General features: G+C 39.2%; 12 protein-coding genes and 2 pseudogenes. 5 read left to right on the plus strand and 9 right to left on the minus strand.

Annotated elements, in window-relative coordinates:
* Positions 1-22: 22 nt before the first annotated feature.
* Positions 23-823, plus strand: coding sequence for a tetratricopeptide repeat protein (locus FJR38_RS22160; RefSeq protein WP_168492910.1), 801 nt, complete (start codon positions 23-25; stop codon positions 821-823).
* Positions 824-907: 84 nt separating this feature from the next.
* Here FJR38_RS22160 and FJR38_RS22165 read toward each other — a convergent pair whose 3' ends face one another.
* A complete protein-coding gene (locus tag FJR38_RS22165; protein WP_168539470.1) occupies positions 908-1,447 on the minus strand; it encodes a dihydrofolate reductase in 540 nt (179 codons plus the stop codon).
* 339 nt (positions 1,448-1,786) lie between these two features.
* Here FJR38_RS22165 and FJR38_RS22170 point away from each other — a divergent pair, with 339 nt between their 5' ends.
* Positions 1,787-3,340, plus strand: a complete 1,554-nt coding sequence (locus FJR38_RS22170) for a cytochrome P450 (RefSeq protein WP_168539472.1) — start codon at positions 1,787-1,789, stop codon at positions 3,338-3,340.
* 240 nt (positions 3,341-3,580) lie between these two features.
* Here FJR38_RS22170 and FJR38_RS22175 read toward each other — a convergent pair whose 3' ends face one another.
* From FJR38_RS22175 to pyk, 3 genes and pseudogenes are all read right to left on the minus strand, one after another.
* Entirely contained in the window at positions 3,581-4,984 is a 1,404-nt protein-coding gene (locus FJR38_RS22175; RefSeq protein WP_168539474.1) for a cytochrome P450, read from the minus strand.
* Between the two features lie 76 nt (positions 4,985-5,060).
* Positions 5,061-5,852 carry a TIGR01548 family HAD-type hydrolase gene (locus FJR38_RS22180; RefSeq protein ID WP_168492650.1) on the minus strand — a complete coding sequence of 264 codons (792 nt, stop codon included), beginning with the start codon at positions 5,850-5,852 and terminating at the stop codon, positions 5,061-5,063.
* A 249-nt stretch (positions 5,853-6,101) separates the two neighbouring features.
* A pseudogene (gene pyk / locus FJR38_RS22185) lies at positions 6,102-7,872 on the minus strand (pyruvate kinase).
* A gap of 425 nt (positions 7,873-8,297) precedes the next feature.
* Here pyk and crtR point away from each other — a divergent pair.
* On the plus strand, positions 8,298-9,188 hold the full coding sequence (gene crtR / locus FJR38_RS22190; RefSeq protein ID WP_168492646.1) for a beta-carotene hydroxylase: 891 nt from the start codon (positions 8,298-8,300) through the stop codon (positions 9,186-9,188).
* A gap of 301 nt (positions 9,189-9,489) precedes the next feature.
* Here the strand turns inward: crtR and plsY are convergent, their stop codons facing one another.
* The 5 genes from plsY to FJR38_RS22215 all read right to left on the minus strand — a co-directional run bounded on the left by plsY (position 9,490) and on the right by FJR38_RS22215 (position 14,335).
* Positions 9,490-10,170, minus strand: coding sequence for a glycerol-3-phosphate 1-O-acyltransferase PlsY (gene plsY / locus FJR38_RS22195; protein WP_168492644.1), 681 nt, complete (start codon positions 10,168-10,170; stop codon positions 9,490-9,492).
* A gap of 103 nt (positions 10,171-10,273) precedes the next feature.
* Entirely contained in the window at positions 10,274-11,473 is a 1,200-nt protein-coding gene (locus tag FJR38_RS22200) for a DUF3086 domain-containing protein (RefSeq protein ID WP_168492642.1), read from the minus strand.
* Positions 11,474-11,545: 72 nt separating this feature from the next.
* Positions 11,546-11,935, minus strand: a complete 390-nt coding sequence (locus FJR38_RS22205; RefSeq protein ID WP_168539476.1) for a DUF3119 family protein — start codon at positions 11,933-11,935, stop codon at positions 11,546-11,548.
* 130 nt (positions 11,936-12,065) lie between these two features.
* The gene (locus FJR38_RS22210; protein ID WP_168492639.1) at positions 12,066-12,845 is read right to left on the minus strand and encodes an MlaE family lipid ABC transporter permease subunit; all 780 of its coding nucleotides are present in this window, start codon (positions 12,843-12,845) and stop codon (positions 12,066-12,068) included.
* 227 nt (positions 12,846-13,072) lie between these two features.
* A complete protein-coding gene (locus tag FJR38_RS22215; protein ID WP_254445209.1) occupies positions 13,073-14,335 on the minus strand; it encodes a glycosyltransferase family 4 protein in 1,263 nt (420 codons plus the stop codon).
* Positions 14,336-14,675: 340 nt separating this feature from the next.
* Between FJR38_RS22215 and FJR38_RS22220 the strand changes: the two genes are divergently transcribed.
* The gene (locus tag FJR38_RS22220; protein ID WP_168492637.1) at positions 14,676-14,972 is read left to right on the plus strand and encodes a hypothetical protein; all 297 of its coding nucleotides are present in this window, start codon (positions 14,676-14,678) and stop codon (positions 14,970-14,972) included.
* Positions 14,973-15,532: 560 nt separating this feature from the next.
* Positions 15,533-16,002: pseudogene (gene sppA, locus FJR38_RS28745) on the plus strand (signal peptide peptidase SppA); the annotation flags it as partial.

Below are 16,002 nucleotides of genomic sequence, written 5' to 3' on the forward strand. Positions count from 1 at the left end.
TTTTGTTGCATATCATTTTCAAATGATTAAATTAATTAGTATTTTCCTGAGTCTGTTACTGGTTTTTGGCTGGACTACACCAGTTATGGCACAAACCCAAACTATTACTCCAGAAGAGTTACAAGCAGGGGATGAATTAGCTACTAAAGCCTTTGCAGCCACAAATCAAGGAGATTTTGTTACAGCGGAAGCGTATTGGACAGAAATTATTGAAAAATTTCCCACCAATGCAGGAGCATGGAGTAATAGAGGAAATTCTCGTGTCAGTCAAAATAAATTAGCAGCAGCATTAACCGATTATAACAAAGCTGTAGAGTTAGCGCCTAATGTGACAGATCCTTATTTGAATCGGGGGACAGCATTAGAAGGTTTAGGAAGATGGGAAGAAGCGATCGCTGATTATGATCATGTATTAGAATTAGATCCTAAAGATGCCATGGCCTATAATAATCGCGGTAATGCTAAATCAGGTTTAGGACAATGGCAAGAAGCGATTTTAGATTATCAAAAAGCCACAGAAATCGCCCCCAATTTTTCTTTTGCTAGAGCTAATTATGCTCTGGCTTTATATGAAACCAATCAAATAGACAAAGCCATCCGCGAAATGCGAAATATAGTCCGTAAATATCCCCGATTTGCTGATATGCGAGCCGCTTTAACAGCCGCTTATTGGGTAACAGGAAATAAAGGAGAAGCGGAAAGCAATTGGGTAGCAGCCTATGGATTAGATATCCGTTACAAAGATATGAACTGGGTAAAAAATATCCGCCGTTGGCCGCCTAGTATGGTAGCAGCTTTGGATAAATTTTTGAATTTACAATAAGTGAATTTTCCAAAATAACAATAGACATCTGGTAAAAAGTAGAGACGTTCCATGGAACGTCTCTGGATAATTCATATTCAATTTTTAGATATGTTTAATAGTTGGAGGTGACGTTATCTCTTTAACGCACCTTTCAATCTCCACAAACTTAAATTTAAAACCATTTTCCTGGAACTTCTCTTCTTTTGTAGTTTCTCCAAAATCTGCAAATTCAGGAAAGTATATATCTCCAACAAAATTACCTTCAACAATAGTTAAATAAAGCTTATTTGCAAATTTGATTGTCTCAGCATAAATCTCTCCACCACCAGCAATAAATATTTCTTCTGTTTCACTCATTTTCACCCATTCAATTGCTTTTTGGAGGGAATTAAAAACCAGACAGCCAAAAGCTTGAAAATTAGGATCTCTAGTAACAATAATATTTGTACAATTGGGAATTGGTGTATTAAAAGTAGTATAAGTTTTGCGTCCCATAATTATAGGATGTCGCCGAGTAATTTCTTGAAAGCGACGTTCATCACTGGGAATATTCCAAGGAATACCCACATGAATATCTTCTTTTGTAGAATCTGCTAAAATCCGATTTTCAGAAATGGCGGCTACCAGGCTAATTAGAGTCATAATTGATACTATTCTGATTTTTGAAGAAGAGAAATTTGAGGTTTTTAAGAGTTAAACATAAGTTTTTAAAATTAGAGTAAGCACTTTTAAACGGAAATACCTATGCTTTAAATCTATGGGACGGTTTTCTGGTATACATCATTGTAATTAACCAAAAATACTGAATATGATTCATTATGGCTTAATGTGTCCTAGCTCAACTGAAACCCTGAATACAATTTAGGGCAAGAAATGAACAAATATGGTTATCGTGTTACTGTTTTTGCCCTACTTGATATTCACTCAAAAATATAACAGCAAATTTAGAATTGCAATCAATTTTTTGTTGAAGGGAAATTTATGTTACAAGAAATTACTGGTCAGATTGCTTCTTATTCCTCATCTCTAAATTTAGTCTCAGTCCTAGGCGTTAGTAGCACGGCAGGAATAATTGGTTGGCGCTGGTGGAAACGAAAGAACAGTTACAAATCTCTACATTCCTTTCCTTCTCCTCCCAAACACTGGTTATTAGGAAATATTCCTCAAGTATTAGCAGCAGTAAAACAAAAGAAATTCTTCCAATTATTATTTGATTGGAGCAAACAACTAGGACCAATGTATGTGTATTGGGCTGGCCAACCCGTTCTTGTTTTGAGTCAGCCGAAAGTGATCGAAGACACAATTGTCAATGGCATGAGAGACGGTAGCTTAATTAGATCCCAGCGAACAAGCACAGCTTGGAACGACATCGGCGGACCAATTCTTTTGGGTCAAAACGGCAATGAATGGCAGTGGCGACGTAAAGCTTGGAATCCTGAATTTAGTTCTAGCGGTATTTCCAAATATGTTGATCTTATTAATCAAGCCTGTGAACAAGTAATTGAAAATATTCAGGAAGCAGGTCTATCAAAAGAGGTTCAGGTAGATCCTCTGTTTGTAGAACTGACAATGAGGGTAATTTCCTCTTTGGTACTGGGCATTCCTGTAGACAGAAAAACTGTTAGTCCCGAAGGTCAACCCCTTGATGTTGCCAAGGTATACGAAGCGATGTCTATTTTAAGCTATCGTTTCTTGCGGGTAGCGACTGGCGAGAAGATATGGAAGAAATATTTGCCAACTAAAAATTCACGAGATTATTGGGCAGCAAGGCGATATATAGAGGAATTTCTTAGTCCCCGTGTAGATTTAGCTTTGCAGATGAGAGAACAAAACAAGACCGATTTAGAACAGGTCAGTTCTTTGTTTCAGGAATCAATGTTAGTGAAAATAGCTGCCAAAGAACCAAACTATAACCGGGAATCACTGATAGCAGAAGCTATTGAACTCTTAATAGCTGGTACTGACACAACAGCCCATAGTTTATCCTTTGCAGTGGCGGAGTTGTCCTTAAATCCAAGGGTTTTTCAACAGGCACGGGCTGTAGTTGATCAAGTGTGGGAAAATCAAGGTGGTATTAATACAGATAGCTTCAAACAACTGAGTTACATCAGTGCTATTTTCAAGGAAACCTTGCGCCTTTATTCCGTTGCTTCTGGTTCAGCGCCATTAGAAGCCACACGAGAAATTGTGATTGAGGGTCAGGTGATTCCTCGTGGTACGAAAATATTCTGGTCAATGCTTGCTGCTGGGCGAGATCCAGAAGTTTATTCTCGTCCTGAAGAATTTCTACCAGAGCGTTGGTTAGAGAAGAACAAGGAAACTAGTCAACTACTAATGATAGATTTTGGATCAGGTTCTCATCGCTGCTTAGGTGAGCATCTTTCAATGCTAGAAGCAACGGTAATGCTGGCGCTGCTATTGCGTTATTTCGACTGGGAGTTGGTCAACGGTCGTTCATCTGTGGAAGAGTTACAGCAGAACCTTTTGATTTATCCATCTGATAGAATGCCAGTACGTTTTCGGTTGAGAAACTAGTACAGCTTGGCGTAAATAAGATTACCATTAAAAACTACGAAAATTTGGTTGATTACAAAGCTTAAAAATGGTATGTACATTTACGCCACACGATACTAGATAATATAAATTATCCCCCATAGGTAGTGTCCGATTAAGATAAACACTCCCTATGGTGAGGATATCAAGATTATTTTTATTAAATCTGAACTGTGAACGATACCGACACTAAGCTACATTAACGCACCTTAAATACTTTAACTAACGCGCTTTTTCCAAAACAGGCTGATTTTGTAGACGTTTGCCCTTCACAATCATATTGACACCACCATCTGGACCTAGCAATAAACCTTTGCGAATAGGCTTAACTGGTTCAGTTTCAGCTAATTCCAGATGCCAATTAGATAGCACATTTGCCAAGACAAGTTTCATTTCAAATAAAGCAAAAGCCATACCAATACAGCGACGATTCCCACCACCAAAAGGTAAAAACTCATAAGGAGTAAATTGCCTTTCTAAAAAACGTTCTGGCTTAAACTTTTGAGGATCAGGATATAAATCTTCTCGATGATGAGTTAAATAAATACAGGGAATAACAATAGTTCCCGTCTCAAATTTGTACCCCGAAATTTCTAAAGGTGATTTAACTAAGCGATTTAATCCTACCATTGCTACTGGATAAAAACGCAGTGTTTCCGAACAAACAGCATTCAAATAAGGTAATTTAAAAATGGCATTTGGATCAGGATTTTCACCCAAGCTATCTAATTCTGCTAATAGCTTTTCATATATCCCCGGCTGAGAATGAATCCAATACAAAGCAAATGCTAAAGAACTCGCGGTAGTCTCATGACCTGCTACTAACAAAGTCATTAACTCATCACGCAATTCTATATCTGTCATTGGCTCACCAGCTTCATCACGAATAGCCATCATTAAAGATAGAATATCAGTTCGAGATGGATCTAATTGCGATAGCTCCGCTCGCCGAAGGCATCGCCTTTCTTGAATCTCTGCATAGATAAGTTCATCTAATTGCTGACGTAATTGCAGATACCTTCCCCAAGGACTCCATGTGCCTAAATCCTTTCGCAAAAAGGGAAACATAATCATTGCTACTCTGAGCAAAGGTCTTTTAGGATTAAGGATACCAATCAAATTTTCTTTGAGTTTTTCGCAACGTTCTCCATCTTTAAGACCAAATACAGCCTTTAAAATTACCTGAAAAGAGATTTCTTGCATTGAGGATAAAACTGGAAAAACTTCCCCAATCTGCCATTGACTGGTTTCTTCCTTCGTAATATCGTTAATTAACTCACCATAAGTTAACATCCGTTCCCCATGAAATTGAGGAGTTAATAATTTGCGTTGCCGTTGGTGGGTTTTGCCTTCTAAAGATAACAGCGAATTTGGTCCTAAAAGCGGCGCTCCTGCACCTGCTGGCGCACCAGAATCTAAATGTTTAGGGTCTGTGGTGAAAATCTGTTGAATCCCTTGGGGATGGCTAATTAACACTTGTGGTTTAAAAAGTGGACCCACCCTTAAAGTGAAAGTATCACCATATTTTTTAGCGCATTCTTCCATATATCCCAAAGGATTTTTCACCCATTGGTATGTCTGTATCCAAGGATGAGTTTGTGGTCCAGCAGGTAGTTTATTAGACATTTTGACTTATCTCCCCATAAATGGGCGCAAAATTGGTGACAATCTTGAACCTGTTGCTTGATTAATATTAGAACATTTATTCTCTTAATAATTCTTTGATTTGCTTGGCAGTCAATTCTTGTACATTACTAAATACTATATTTGCTCCTGCTTTCATTAACGTCTCAGTATAAGCATCTCGATGTGTTACCATTTCCTGGACATGGGGCGGTAAAACTCCCACACCTAACCAATTGCGCGAATTATCTAAACTTCTTGCTTTCTCTACGGTGTACATATCTGCCACTGTATCACCCACATATATTACTGTTTGTTTTTTATCAGTGCCATTTTCGAGTAACCGAATCGTCGCAAATAATCCCGTGGGATCAGGTTTACCCGGTGCGTCTTCCATTGCAATTAAGACAGGAGACTGTAAACCTAAACGTTTTTCTAAAACATAAGTAGCAGAACCGCGAGTAGCACCACTGAAAAATCCCCAAGCGATATCCGCTTGGGTTAGTTCTTGAAAATAACTAGGTTGTGCTAATAAAGGTTCATTACAAATATATCCATTCCAATTTTCAGGATCTGTACCCCGGTAACGAGTTTGAAAATAGGTAACAATATCTTGATAATTTAATTGCTGTTGTTCGCGGGTGATTCCTTGACTAACAAAATGACGGTAAATAAATTCTTGAGATGCTTCCCAATCATTATTCCAAATTCCCTCTGATTTGAGGTTGTCAATGTCTATAGGTGTGGGACGATAAGCTTTGGCGGTAAAATATTCTACAGTATCAGCTAAAGCGCGGCGATAAGAACCACCAACATCACGGATCACACCATCTATATCAAATACAGCGATCGCTTTTGTATTTTCAGTCATAAAAGAAATTAGGGTTTTTTCAAAAATCCAGTTCCCCTCCTTGACGGTAGGGAGGGGCTAGGAGTGGGTGTTATAGCTATGGAAAAACGGTAAAACCTAGATTTTTCAACGACTTCCAACTTGTGTATACACAGTAGTTTACTTACGAATACATACCGCTATATTTGATCACGAGAAAATTCAAAAAACAATTAAAAATTCCTAAAAAGCTGGTGTAATTTGCTTTTTTAATTGTTAATTTTTAATTGTTTAAGTTCCCACCGCACCAGAATAAATTAAACCTCGCTGCATATCCAAAGTCAAAATCGCACCATCTTTAATTACTTGTGTTGCATCCTTCACACCCACAATCACAGGTACACCAAGACGTAAACCAATCACAGCAGCGTGACTGGTGAGGCTTTCCTCTTCAGTAATAATCCCCCCGGCTTTGCGAATTGCTTCCACAAAATCAACACCAGTGCGGGATGCAACTAAAATATCTCCAGAGTTAAAATTACTGGCATCCATAGCATTATGAATTACCCTAGCACGACCACTCACAGAACCTTGGCCTAGTCCAATTCCCTGACCAAGTATAGCAGTGACTACTTCTACCTTAATCAAGTCTGTTGACCCAGAAACCCCCTGAAGTGTACCAGCAGTCATGACGACCAAATCACCTTCAGTGAGGAGATTTTTTTCTTGAGCAACGTTGATAGCGGCTTGGAATGTTTGACCAGTGGATGGTAGTTCTAGCACCAAGAGCGGTCTAACTCCCCATACCATCTGTAATTGTCGCGCCACGTTCACATGGGGTGTAATGGCTAAAATTGGCGTTTTGGGACGGAACTTAGAAACGTTACGGGCTGTAGCCCCAGTTTGTGTCAAAGTCATAATTGCCGCTGCGCCTAAATTTTCAGCAATTTGACCAACAGCTTGGCTAATAGCATTGGGAATAGAACGCCTGTTATCTCTTGACTGACGGGAATTGGTATTGAGGGTTTCTTCCTGTTCAATGCGTTCGGCTATTCTGGCCATTGTGGCTACAGCTTCCACCGGAAAACTACCAACGGCGGTTTCATTGGAAAGCATCACCGCGTCTGTACCGTCTAAAATCGCGTTGGCAACATCAGATACTTCCGCACGGGTGGGACGGGGGGTTACTGACCATGCTATCTAGCATTTGTGTAGCTGTAATGATGGGAATACCCAAGCGGTTGGCTGTAGCAATTAGCCGTTTTTGTAGTATGGGTACGTCTTCCGCTGGTAGTTCCACCCCTAAGTCACCTCTAGCCACCATTACGCCGTCACACAAAGACAGAACTGCTTCCATTTGTTCAATTGCTTCGTGCTTTTCGATTTTGGCAACTACAGGAACATTTTTACCGGTACTGGAAATTAGCTCTTTAATTTCGATCATATCCTGGGGATTGCGAACAAAGGAAAGTGCTACCCAATCCACACCTTGATCTAAACCGAACATTAGATCCTCTCGGTCTTTGTCGGTCATGGCTTTGATAGATAAGTAAACTCCCGGAAAGTTAACACCTTTGTTGTTAGAAAGTTTACCAGGAACTGTAACCCGACAATGTAAATCTCCTTTTTCGTGGTTAATTTCCTCCACTACCATTTCGACTTTGCCATCATCGAGGAGAATTTTTGAACCAACGGGGACTTCATCTGCTAAATAATCGTAGGTAACGCAGCTTATATCCTGAGTTCCTTCTATGGGGCGATTTGTCAATGTGAAGCGATCGCCTTTCGCCAATATTATAGAACCATTTTCAAACCGTCCCAAGCGAATTTTTGGCCCCTGTAAGTCTTGCAGAATTGCTACTGGTCTATTGAGTTCAAAAGCAGTTTGCCGGATTAACCGAATACTTCGCTGATGGTCAGCATGAGTTCCGTGGGAGAAGTTTAGCCGTAGGGTTGTTGCACCTGCTTCAATAATCGCTTTTAGCATTTCTGGGCTGCTGGTGGCAGGTCCAATAGTAGCAACAATTTTAGTTCGGCGCTGAGAATCTCTTAATTGCGTCATGGGCTGGGTTCAAGATTTTTTGGATCTACCTGGGAATTAATCGTAAATGTTTTGTCATCCCATTTGAGATTTTAGATTTTGGATCATGAAGGACTGACTAGATCAGCAAATCATTTTTCCGCTTATCGCCATCATTTTACAAATAGGTATGAATTAAACGAACTCTCTTTTTTAGTTACTACTATATCAATGTTATAAGCAGTTAGAGAGGTGATTATTGTATAGATTTGATATCGTACACTAATCTGATTCGCAACCTTCCTCAAGGAAAAGTTTTTTTGTCTAAGCACCCGTTAAGCCAAAAATCATAGCCTCATTTATTGATTCTTCAGCAGGACTAGAGATAAATCTTGCTTCACATAACTTTACTCTTAACTCAGATTAATAGTATGATTTGTAAAGATTGATTATTAAAGGAGTTAATAATGCTCACGTCGGAGGCACAAAAGCCGCTGACAATTCCCCCCAAGGAACTTTTATCACCTCCTGGTGATTTTAACCCCACACTACTGATGTTTTTAGTAGTGGTAATAATGTTGGTTTTGTCTAACTTTGGGTATTGGCTTTGGGAATGGCCGCATTGGTTGTGTTTTAGTGTCAATACTCTGGCATTACATTGTTCAGGAACAGTGATTCATGATGCTTCTCACCAGTCTGCCCATCGTAATCGAATTGTTAACGCTATTTTAGGCCATTGTAGCGCCTTATTTTTGGCATTTGCTTTTCCAGTATTTACACGTGTACATTTACAGCATCATGGCAATGTTAATCACCCTCAAGATGACCCCGATCATTATGTTTCTACAGGTGGTCCTCTGTGGCTGATTGCGGTGAGGTTTTTGTACCATGAAGTATTTTTCTTTCAACGGCGGTTATGGCGCAACTATGAACTACTAGAATGGTTTATTAGTCGCTTAATTGTCATTAGTATTTTTTATATCTCTATCCAGTACCATTTTTTGGGCTATATTCTGAACTTTTGGTTTATTCCCGCTTTTTTGGTGGGAATCACCTTGGGGTTATTTTTTGATTATTTACCCCACCGTCCTTTTGTGGAACGCAATCGCTGGAAAAATGCTCGCGTCTATCCTGGTAAGGTTCTCAATATCCTGATTTTGGGGCAGAATTACCATTTAATTCATCATCTATGGCCTTCGATTCCTTGGTATAATTACCAACCTGCTTATTATTTAATGAAGCCATTATTAGATGAAAAGGGTAGTCCCCAAACTTCCGGGTTATTGCAGAAAAAGGACTTTTTTGAGTTTGTCTATGATATTTTCATCGGCATTCACTTTCATCACCACAAAGAATAGCGGTTTTTCGTAGGGGTGTATCCCTAACGGGGGCTGGAAGCATCAGCATTCGCTGTAAGGGCGTTCGCGAAGCGTGCTGGAAGCATCAGCATTCGGAAAATAAACTTGGGAAAAAACCGATAATTAATCGTCCGAATGCTTCGCCCCTACGTGGAAAAAACCGATAATTAATCGCCCGAATGCTTCGCCCTTACGGGAATCAGGAGGTAGGGGCGCGGGGACTGCGCCCAGTCCGGAAGGAAAAATTAGAAGGAGATTCAGAAAATAGTTGATACACCATGAGGGACTTTTAAAACATCCTCTAAGCGGTTTCTTCTATTTGCACTTCTACCTTCTGCCCAATTTTCGGTTCTATACCCGCAATTAATCGCTCGATATTAGTGCGGTGACGGATAATTACATATAAACCTCCAGCAATACCAAGAAGAATGTAAGCTAAAGGTTGCTGGAAAATTACCATTAAAATAGAAACAGCCACAGCCCCAGCAATAGAACTTAAAGATACAATTCGGGAAATAGCAATTACTACAGCAAAAACCCCTATTGTTGATAAGCCAACTTGCCAACTTAGTGCTAATAAAAGTCCTACACCAGTAGCAACAGATTTACCACCAGTGAAACCGAGAAAGATTGATTTACTATGTCCTAAAAGGGCGGCTAAACCCGTTAGAGTTGCTAAATAAGGTTGCCAAATTTCGATGTTTACAGTTGGTGGAATTAAATTCTGAGTAGCAGCAATATTAAATAAGGCATAAACTAGATTTATTGCTAATGCTCCTTTCAAAGCATCAATTAATAATACAAATGCCCCTGGGACTTTTCCTAAAGTTCTTAGAACATTTGTTGCACCGGTTGAACCAGAACCAACTTCTCGAATATCAATTCCTTTTAATAGCTTACCTGCCAGATATCCAGTAGGGAAAGAACCAAAGAGGTAAGCTAATAAAACAACTACTCCACACAAAGTTAACCAAATAAACATAAATTTGTCAGTTGTCAGTTGTCAGTTGTTCGTTGTCCGTTGTTTTGCCAATCACCAACCCTTCGGCTACGCTCAGGGCAAGTCACCAATTAAAAATTACCAATTAAAAATCATCGTCAAAATCCCGATCTTTCATGGTTTTTGGATCAGGGGCAAAAGCTAACCAGAGAGGGAATTGTAGTAAACCTAAACTGATTTTTTCTTCAGAATCATCAATGATAATTAAAGGCATTTCATTAGCTTTCACTAATCTCTCTGCTTTTTGGGCTAAAGCTGTCGGTGCTTCAAATAATATCACTCCTCTGTCGGGTCCAAAATCAGGACGGCCGATACCTAAGCAATCTTGTAAACCCCGTCGCCATTCACCTAAACGTTCTGGTGTATTTGCTAAAATCAGAGTTCGCACGCGATCGCCATATAGTTGATGTAAAATCGAAATTGCTGATGAAGCAATTAAAATATTCTGTAAGCGGCTACCCATTGTCCGCAAAGCACCTCTTCCACCTAAAGTAAATAACCAATTTGAGACTCTTTCCGCGTGAATTGGTTCAAAGGTACGGCGTAACTGCCAAGGTGGTCCATAATAATCTGGTTGGTTGCGGTATTGGTCAAGTAAGCGGCGGATTTTTTTAGTAGTATCCTGAAACTGCTGTTGGCCAAGTTGGGGCATTTCTGATAGCGTGGAATTAGCCATTTGCTCTTTAGCAGATTTTGCTTCTCTTGGTGCTGGCTTTTCCCGTTCTTTTGCAGGTTGGATAAGTTGCAGTTGTTCTGCTGCTGATGCCAAATCCTGTAAACTACCTGTAAGATAGTCTTTGAAACCCTGCACCCGAATTGCTAAATCCTGAGATGTCCCAGCAAAGGTAGTCCGCATTTCGTTGCGAACCCTTTCTTGACGACGTTCTAACTGTTCTACAGAGATTTGTAACGCTTGTTTACGTTGTTCTAACTGCGATAATGACTCTTGAACAACTTGCGAGAGTGCGGTTTGAGTTACAGTGACTTGTCTCTGAAGAGTTTTATATGTAATTTCCAATTGAGCAATTTCTGCTTTTATGTCAGCTTCCATCTGCTGCAACTGAGTGATTCGTTGCGCGGCTTGTATATCTAGTGAGTCTTCAGATTCTGGTGTTGTTGTGTCAATAATGGGTGAATTCAAAGAGGATTCCTGTGTTGATACTTCGTCCTCTAATTTTAAATCAGCAGATGGGGTTGCGGGTATTTCATCTGTAGGGGGTTGTACTTCTATTTGTTCCAACCATTCATCTATTGATTCTGGAGTTTGAGATTCCTCTGGGTTCATAAACAATAATCTAAATTTCCCATGATACAAAAATATCTTTCACAAAATATACAATCGAATAGCTCCAAAACTCTAATCAATTCGTGGACAACGTTCTTCTAAACATGATTTTAAGGTTTTAGGGTCAAATAAAATTGGCAAAAAGTGAATACTGTTAATTTCTTTAAAATAGAACAAAATGGGAACCCGATTCCAGAATATCCGCCAATTTTGCCATTCTTGGTAAGGAAAACGTTTAATTAACTTTTCTCCTCGGTAAAGATCAAAATCGGTACGGGTAAACTGAAACCGCAATGTTACAGCTTGCAACATCAAAAATAAACCAAGTAGGGCGAATATTCCTCCTACCCAAGGTTGTATCAAAAATATGGGAATAGCCACAAGCACTAATACAACAGGAATATTGTAACTTGGCTTTAGTTCTACTGTTGAGGTGGTGTTAGGTGTCAATGAACTAGTCATAATTTTTTCTCCTACTGAGGATAATTCTTAATTACTCTGTATTGCTTCTGGACTGATTACTTCTAAATCATCGTTAAGTCTAAGTGAACTGGCTGAACCAAGAATTTCCGTGGCTTCCGTCTGGAGTGTATTAATTTGCTAATCCACTACCAGTTCCCTGAAACATCAACCAAGATAAAAAGAAGTTGCTAACAAATATAACTAATAAAGCAGTGACAACAGCAGTTGTAGTAGATTGTCCCACACCTTTAGCACCTCCAGTAGTGGTTAAGCCCCAACTACAACCAATAATGGCGATTAATACACCAAAACAACAGGCTTTAATCATGGCGCTGCAAATATCCCATATATCGAGAAAGTTACGCGCTGAGTCTAGAAATACTGTATCTGAAAGGTTGTAAATATTGGTAGCTATGAGCAATCCTCCAGACATTCCTGTTATTAAAGATAGCAAAGTTAAGATAGGCAGCATGATGAAGCAAGCCAACAGACGAGGAATGACTAGATAATCAATAGGATCTGTTTTGAGAATTAATAGAGCATCTATTTGTTCTGTAACTTTCATTGTGCCAATTTCCGCTGCAAAAGCCGAGCCTACCCGTCCTGCTAAAATTACTGCTGTTAATACAGGTGTCAGTTCTCTAGTTAATGCTACTGCTAAAACTCCACCAACGAGGTTTCCTGCTCCAAAGTTTATAAATTCCCGTGCTACCTGAATTGTAAATACTGCACCCACGAATATAGCTGTTAATAAAGCAATAAAGAGGGAGTCTGGTCCTACCATGACTAGTTGTTCTATGGTATTGCGGCGATGAATTTTACCTTTGAGAAGGTGAACTAAGGCTTGTCCACCTAAAAAAATTGCGGCCAGCAATCGCTGACTCCATGTTCCGAAACTGGATTTGCTCATTGGTTACTTACTGGTAGTTGGGAATAGAATCAACATTGACAAAAATAAATATTTAAACCTGCTAAGGGCATAGCATTGCTATTCCCCTACAATGATTTATTTTTAACACTAAGGGTATTGATTTATAAAATGGGTTATGGTGCATACCTAAATTCTACCAAGAAGCGATCGCTTCGGTCAGTATAGCTAATAGGTTTAATTTTCTTTGACTGCGCTGGTCAATTAAATTACTTTGAAAATCCATGAGATATAACGGCAGTTTTATTACCCAATAACCAATTTAAATGTTGTGGTAAAAGGATTTCTAAATTATAATTCTGAATAATTGTTTTTCTCGCTTTTATCCGAATAGAGAGCATATCTTTGGCATTATCTAAGGCTTCATCTACTCTTTGGGCAATTTCCTGGGGAGAAAAGAAATCTACTAGCAGTCCATTTTTCCCATCTTTAATTACCTCTAAGACAGGGGGAGTATTAGACGCTACTAACAAACATCCAGCGGCCATTGCTTCTAACATTGACCAGGATAAAACAAAGGGACGGGTTAAATAAATATGGGCTGAGGAAGCTTGTAATACTTGCAGATATTCATCGTAAGGCAATCTACCAGTAAAGTGCAATCTAGATAAATCCAAATCTAATTTTTCTAACATTAACTGTTTATAACTTTTGCCATCGGGGAGAGTTTTCCCATAAGCTACTCTATCTTCTCCCACAACTACAACATGAGCGTGAGGTCTTCGTTGTTGAATTAATGCTACTGCTTCCATAAACTGGGGAAAACCCCGATAAGGTTCCATCCCCCTGCCTACATAAGTTACTAATTCTTCTATGTGGGAAAGGTCAAGATGAATACGGGGTAAAACTAATTTAGCTCCTGGATTGGGTTTAAAAAAATTAGTATCAATACCATCATGACATACAGTAATTTTACTATGATATTCTAGAGGAAATTGTTGACGCTGCCAGTGAGTAGGAGCAAGTCCGCTATCACAACTGGATAGATCTAACAAAATTGGCGCATTTTTTACACGAATCCGACATTGATCATCTGCACTGAGGGGTTCGCTGGGGTCAAAATCGGCATCAGATCCACGAGCATGATAAAACCATTCAAAGAAACACAATAATTCGGCTTTGGGGAAAATTTCTTTGATAAATAATGTTGGACCCCAACCGGAATGACCATAAACTATGTCTGGGACAAAACCCTGTGCTTTCAGTTGTTCTGCCATCCTATATATAGCTTGTCCTGTGAGAACTGCATTTTCTAAATTGCGGACATAATGATGAGTTGGTGCAGTAGCTTGACGGGAAGGTTCATAAATAGCCTTAAATACACCGGGGATTGTTCCTTCCTGACGATTAGTACCAAATACAACTTGATAATTACTATTTTGGGCTAAAGCTGTAGCTAAATGCCGGAATTGAGCGGGAAAGTTAGGGTGTAAAAATAAAACCCGTTTAGGGTCCATAGAAGCAGTTTCCATACCTTTTGTATTAATAGCTTATATGCTCATAGCATATTTTTCTTTTGCTTTAAACATTAACTTAGTTTACGACTAGTCTCATAAAATTAAGCTAGGTTTTACAGTGCTGCTACTTATAGCTAAACTACACACTGAGGTGTAAATCCTAATTATCTCAGGGTTTTCTGGATATTGAACATAAAAAAAATCCCATTGTCTGGGGATAACTATTACCAGTGTAATTTAATGAAAACTTAAGATTCTTGACGAAATGGATGTTTAAGAGCGATCGCCAGTATTGTAGAAAGTAGCAGATAAATTTTTGGCTATTACTTGAGTTACCCATTAACCAGGTCTAACAATGACTATTTTTAGTAATTTTTTGCGATCTCTAGTCCTTACCACCATTTTTAGTTTTATTGCCCCTGTCTTCCTTGTTGGTGGGATTTTGTTGGTTTTATCCCTTTTTGGCTACATTCCAGGGCTACAAGGGATAATTTCGGATCTCTCTATGCCGATTCTACATTTTCTGGCCACTTTTGGTAGTGGAAGTTCCCTTAATGGTCTATTGATCATTAGTCTAACTTGTGGATTTGTCGGGGCGCTATTTGATGTCTATGCTCATTACCGCCATCAAATTCTGCGGACTGATTCTTGAAAGTCACCACTGCTCTCAAGTTGCTCTGATGAACTACGCAATGACAAAATAAATAATTGATATCTTTGCTAAAAGCTAGGCTCTGTGCTGGAGATTTCTATTTTGTTATTTCTGTTAATATTTTATTCTTCTGTGTTGTAGCAATATAATACAATGCTATTGTATGGATATTTGTTTCGTATAAGCTAATATTTTTCAATACTTGCTTCTTGTTCCTTAAAAATACCAAATAAAACTACATATAAAATCTAAAAATTTCCTTAAGCTTTTTTTTGGGACTTATAAAAACCGCCAATGTAGTGAGGACATCAATGAAAACTCCTTCCCTCACAGGGTTTTACTCCTGACTTTTGTACGGGCGTTCGCGGAGCGTGCTGGAAGCATCAGCATTCAGGCGATAAATTATCGGTTTTTTCCCAAGATTATTTTCCGAATGCTTCGCCCCTACGACTTCTGACTACAGTTTCTGGGAAACGAGAATTGATGATCACCGCTGACGCTGTGGCAAGAGAGTGTCAAATTAAATATATTCAGAATATTCAAAAGTTATTTAACTGCTCATGATTTGGCCCTTTAAGCCCAACTTTCGTAAACAAATTGCGCGGATTGAAGTTAGCGGTGCGATCGCTGGTGCAACCCGTAAGCACGTCCTAGAAGCCCTAAAAACCGTAGAAGAAAGTAAATTTCCCGCTTTACTGCTACGCATTGATAGTCCTGGGGGTACTGTGGGAGATTCCCAAGAAATATATAGCGCCCTGAAGAGATTGGGCAAGAAAACCAAGATTGTCGCCAGCTTCGGCAATATTTCCGCCTCTGGTGGCGTTTATATTGGTATGGGTGCAGAGCATATTATGGCGAACCCAGGCACGATTACAGGTAGTATTGGTGTGATTTTGCGGGGAAACAACATAGAAGTGCTACTGGAAAAAATTGGTGTTTCCTTTAAAGTGATTAAATCTGGACCCTACAAAGATATATTAGCTTTTGATAGGGAACTAACAGAACAAGAACAAATCATTCTGCAAGAATT

Source organism: Anabaena sp. UHCC 0253 (assembly GCF_009712085.1).
Classification (GTDB): domain Bacteria; phylum Cyanobacteriota; class Cyanobacteriia; order Cyanobacteriales; family Nostocaceae; genus Dolichospermum.

Excerpts from the sequence above, each read along its gene's own strand:
- FJR38_RS22160 (WP_168492910.1), top strand. The coding sequence starts at position 23 with ATGATTAAATTAATTAGTATTTTCCTGAGTCTGTTACTGGTTTTTGGC.
- FJR38_RS22165 (WP_168539470.1), bottom strand. The coding sequence starts at position 1,447 with ATGACTCTAATTAGCCTGGTAGCCGCCATTTCTGAAAATCGGATTTTA.
- FJR38_RS22170 (WP_168539472.1), top strand. The coding sequence starts at position 1,787 with ATGTTACAAGAAATTACTGGTCAGATTGCTTCTTATTCCTCATCTCTA.
- FJR38_RS22175 (WP_168539474.1), bottom strand. The coding sequence starts at position 4,984 with ATGTCTAATAAACTACCTGCTGGACCACAAACTCATCCTTGGATACAG.
- FJR38_RS22180 (WP_168492650.1), bottom strand. The coding sequence starts at position 5,852 with ATGACTGAAAATACAAAAGCGATCGCTGTATTTGATATAGATGGTGTG.
- crtR (WP_168492646.1), top strand. The coding sequence starts at position 8,298 with ATGCTCACGTCGGAGGCACAAAAGCCGCTGACAATTCCCCCCAAGGAA.
- plsY (WP_168492644.1), bottom strand. The coding sequence starts at position 10,170 with ATGTTTATTTGGTTAACTTTGTGTGGAGTAGTTGTTTTATTAGCTTAC.
- FJR38_RS22200 (WP_168492642.1), bottom strand. The coding sequence starts at position 11,473 with ATGAACCCAGAGGAATCTCAAACTCCAGAATCAATAGATGAATGGTTG.
- FJR38_RS22205 (WP_168539476.1), bottom strand. The coding sequence starts at position 11,935 with ATGACTAGTTCATTGACACCTAACACCACCTCAACAGTAGAACTAAAG.
- FJR38_RS22210 (WP_168492639.1), bottom strand. The coding sequence starts at position 12,845 with ATGAGCAAATCCAGTTTCGGAACATGGAGTCAGCGATTGCTGGCCGCA.
- FJR38_RS22215 (WP_254445209.1), bottom strand. The coding sequence starts at position 14,335 with ATGGAAACTGCTTCTATGGACCCTAAACGGGTTTTATTTTTACACCCT.
- FJR38_RS22220 (WP_168492637.1), top strand. The coding sequence starts at position 14,676 with ATGACTATTTTTAGTAATTTTTTGCGATCTCTAGTCCTTACCACCATT.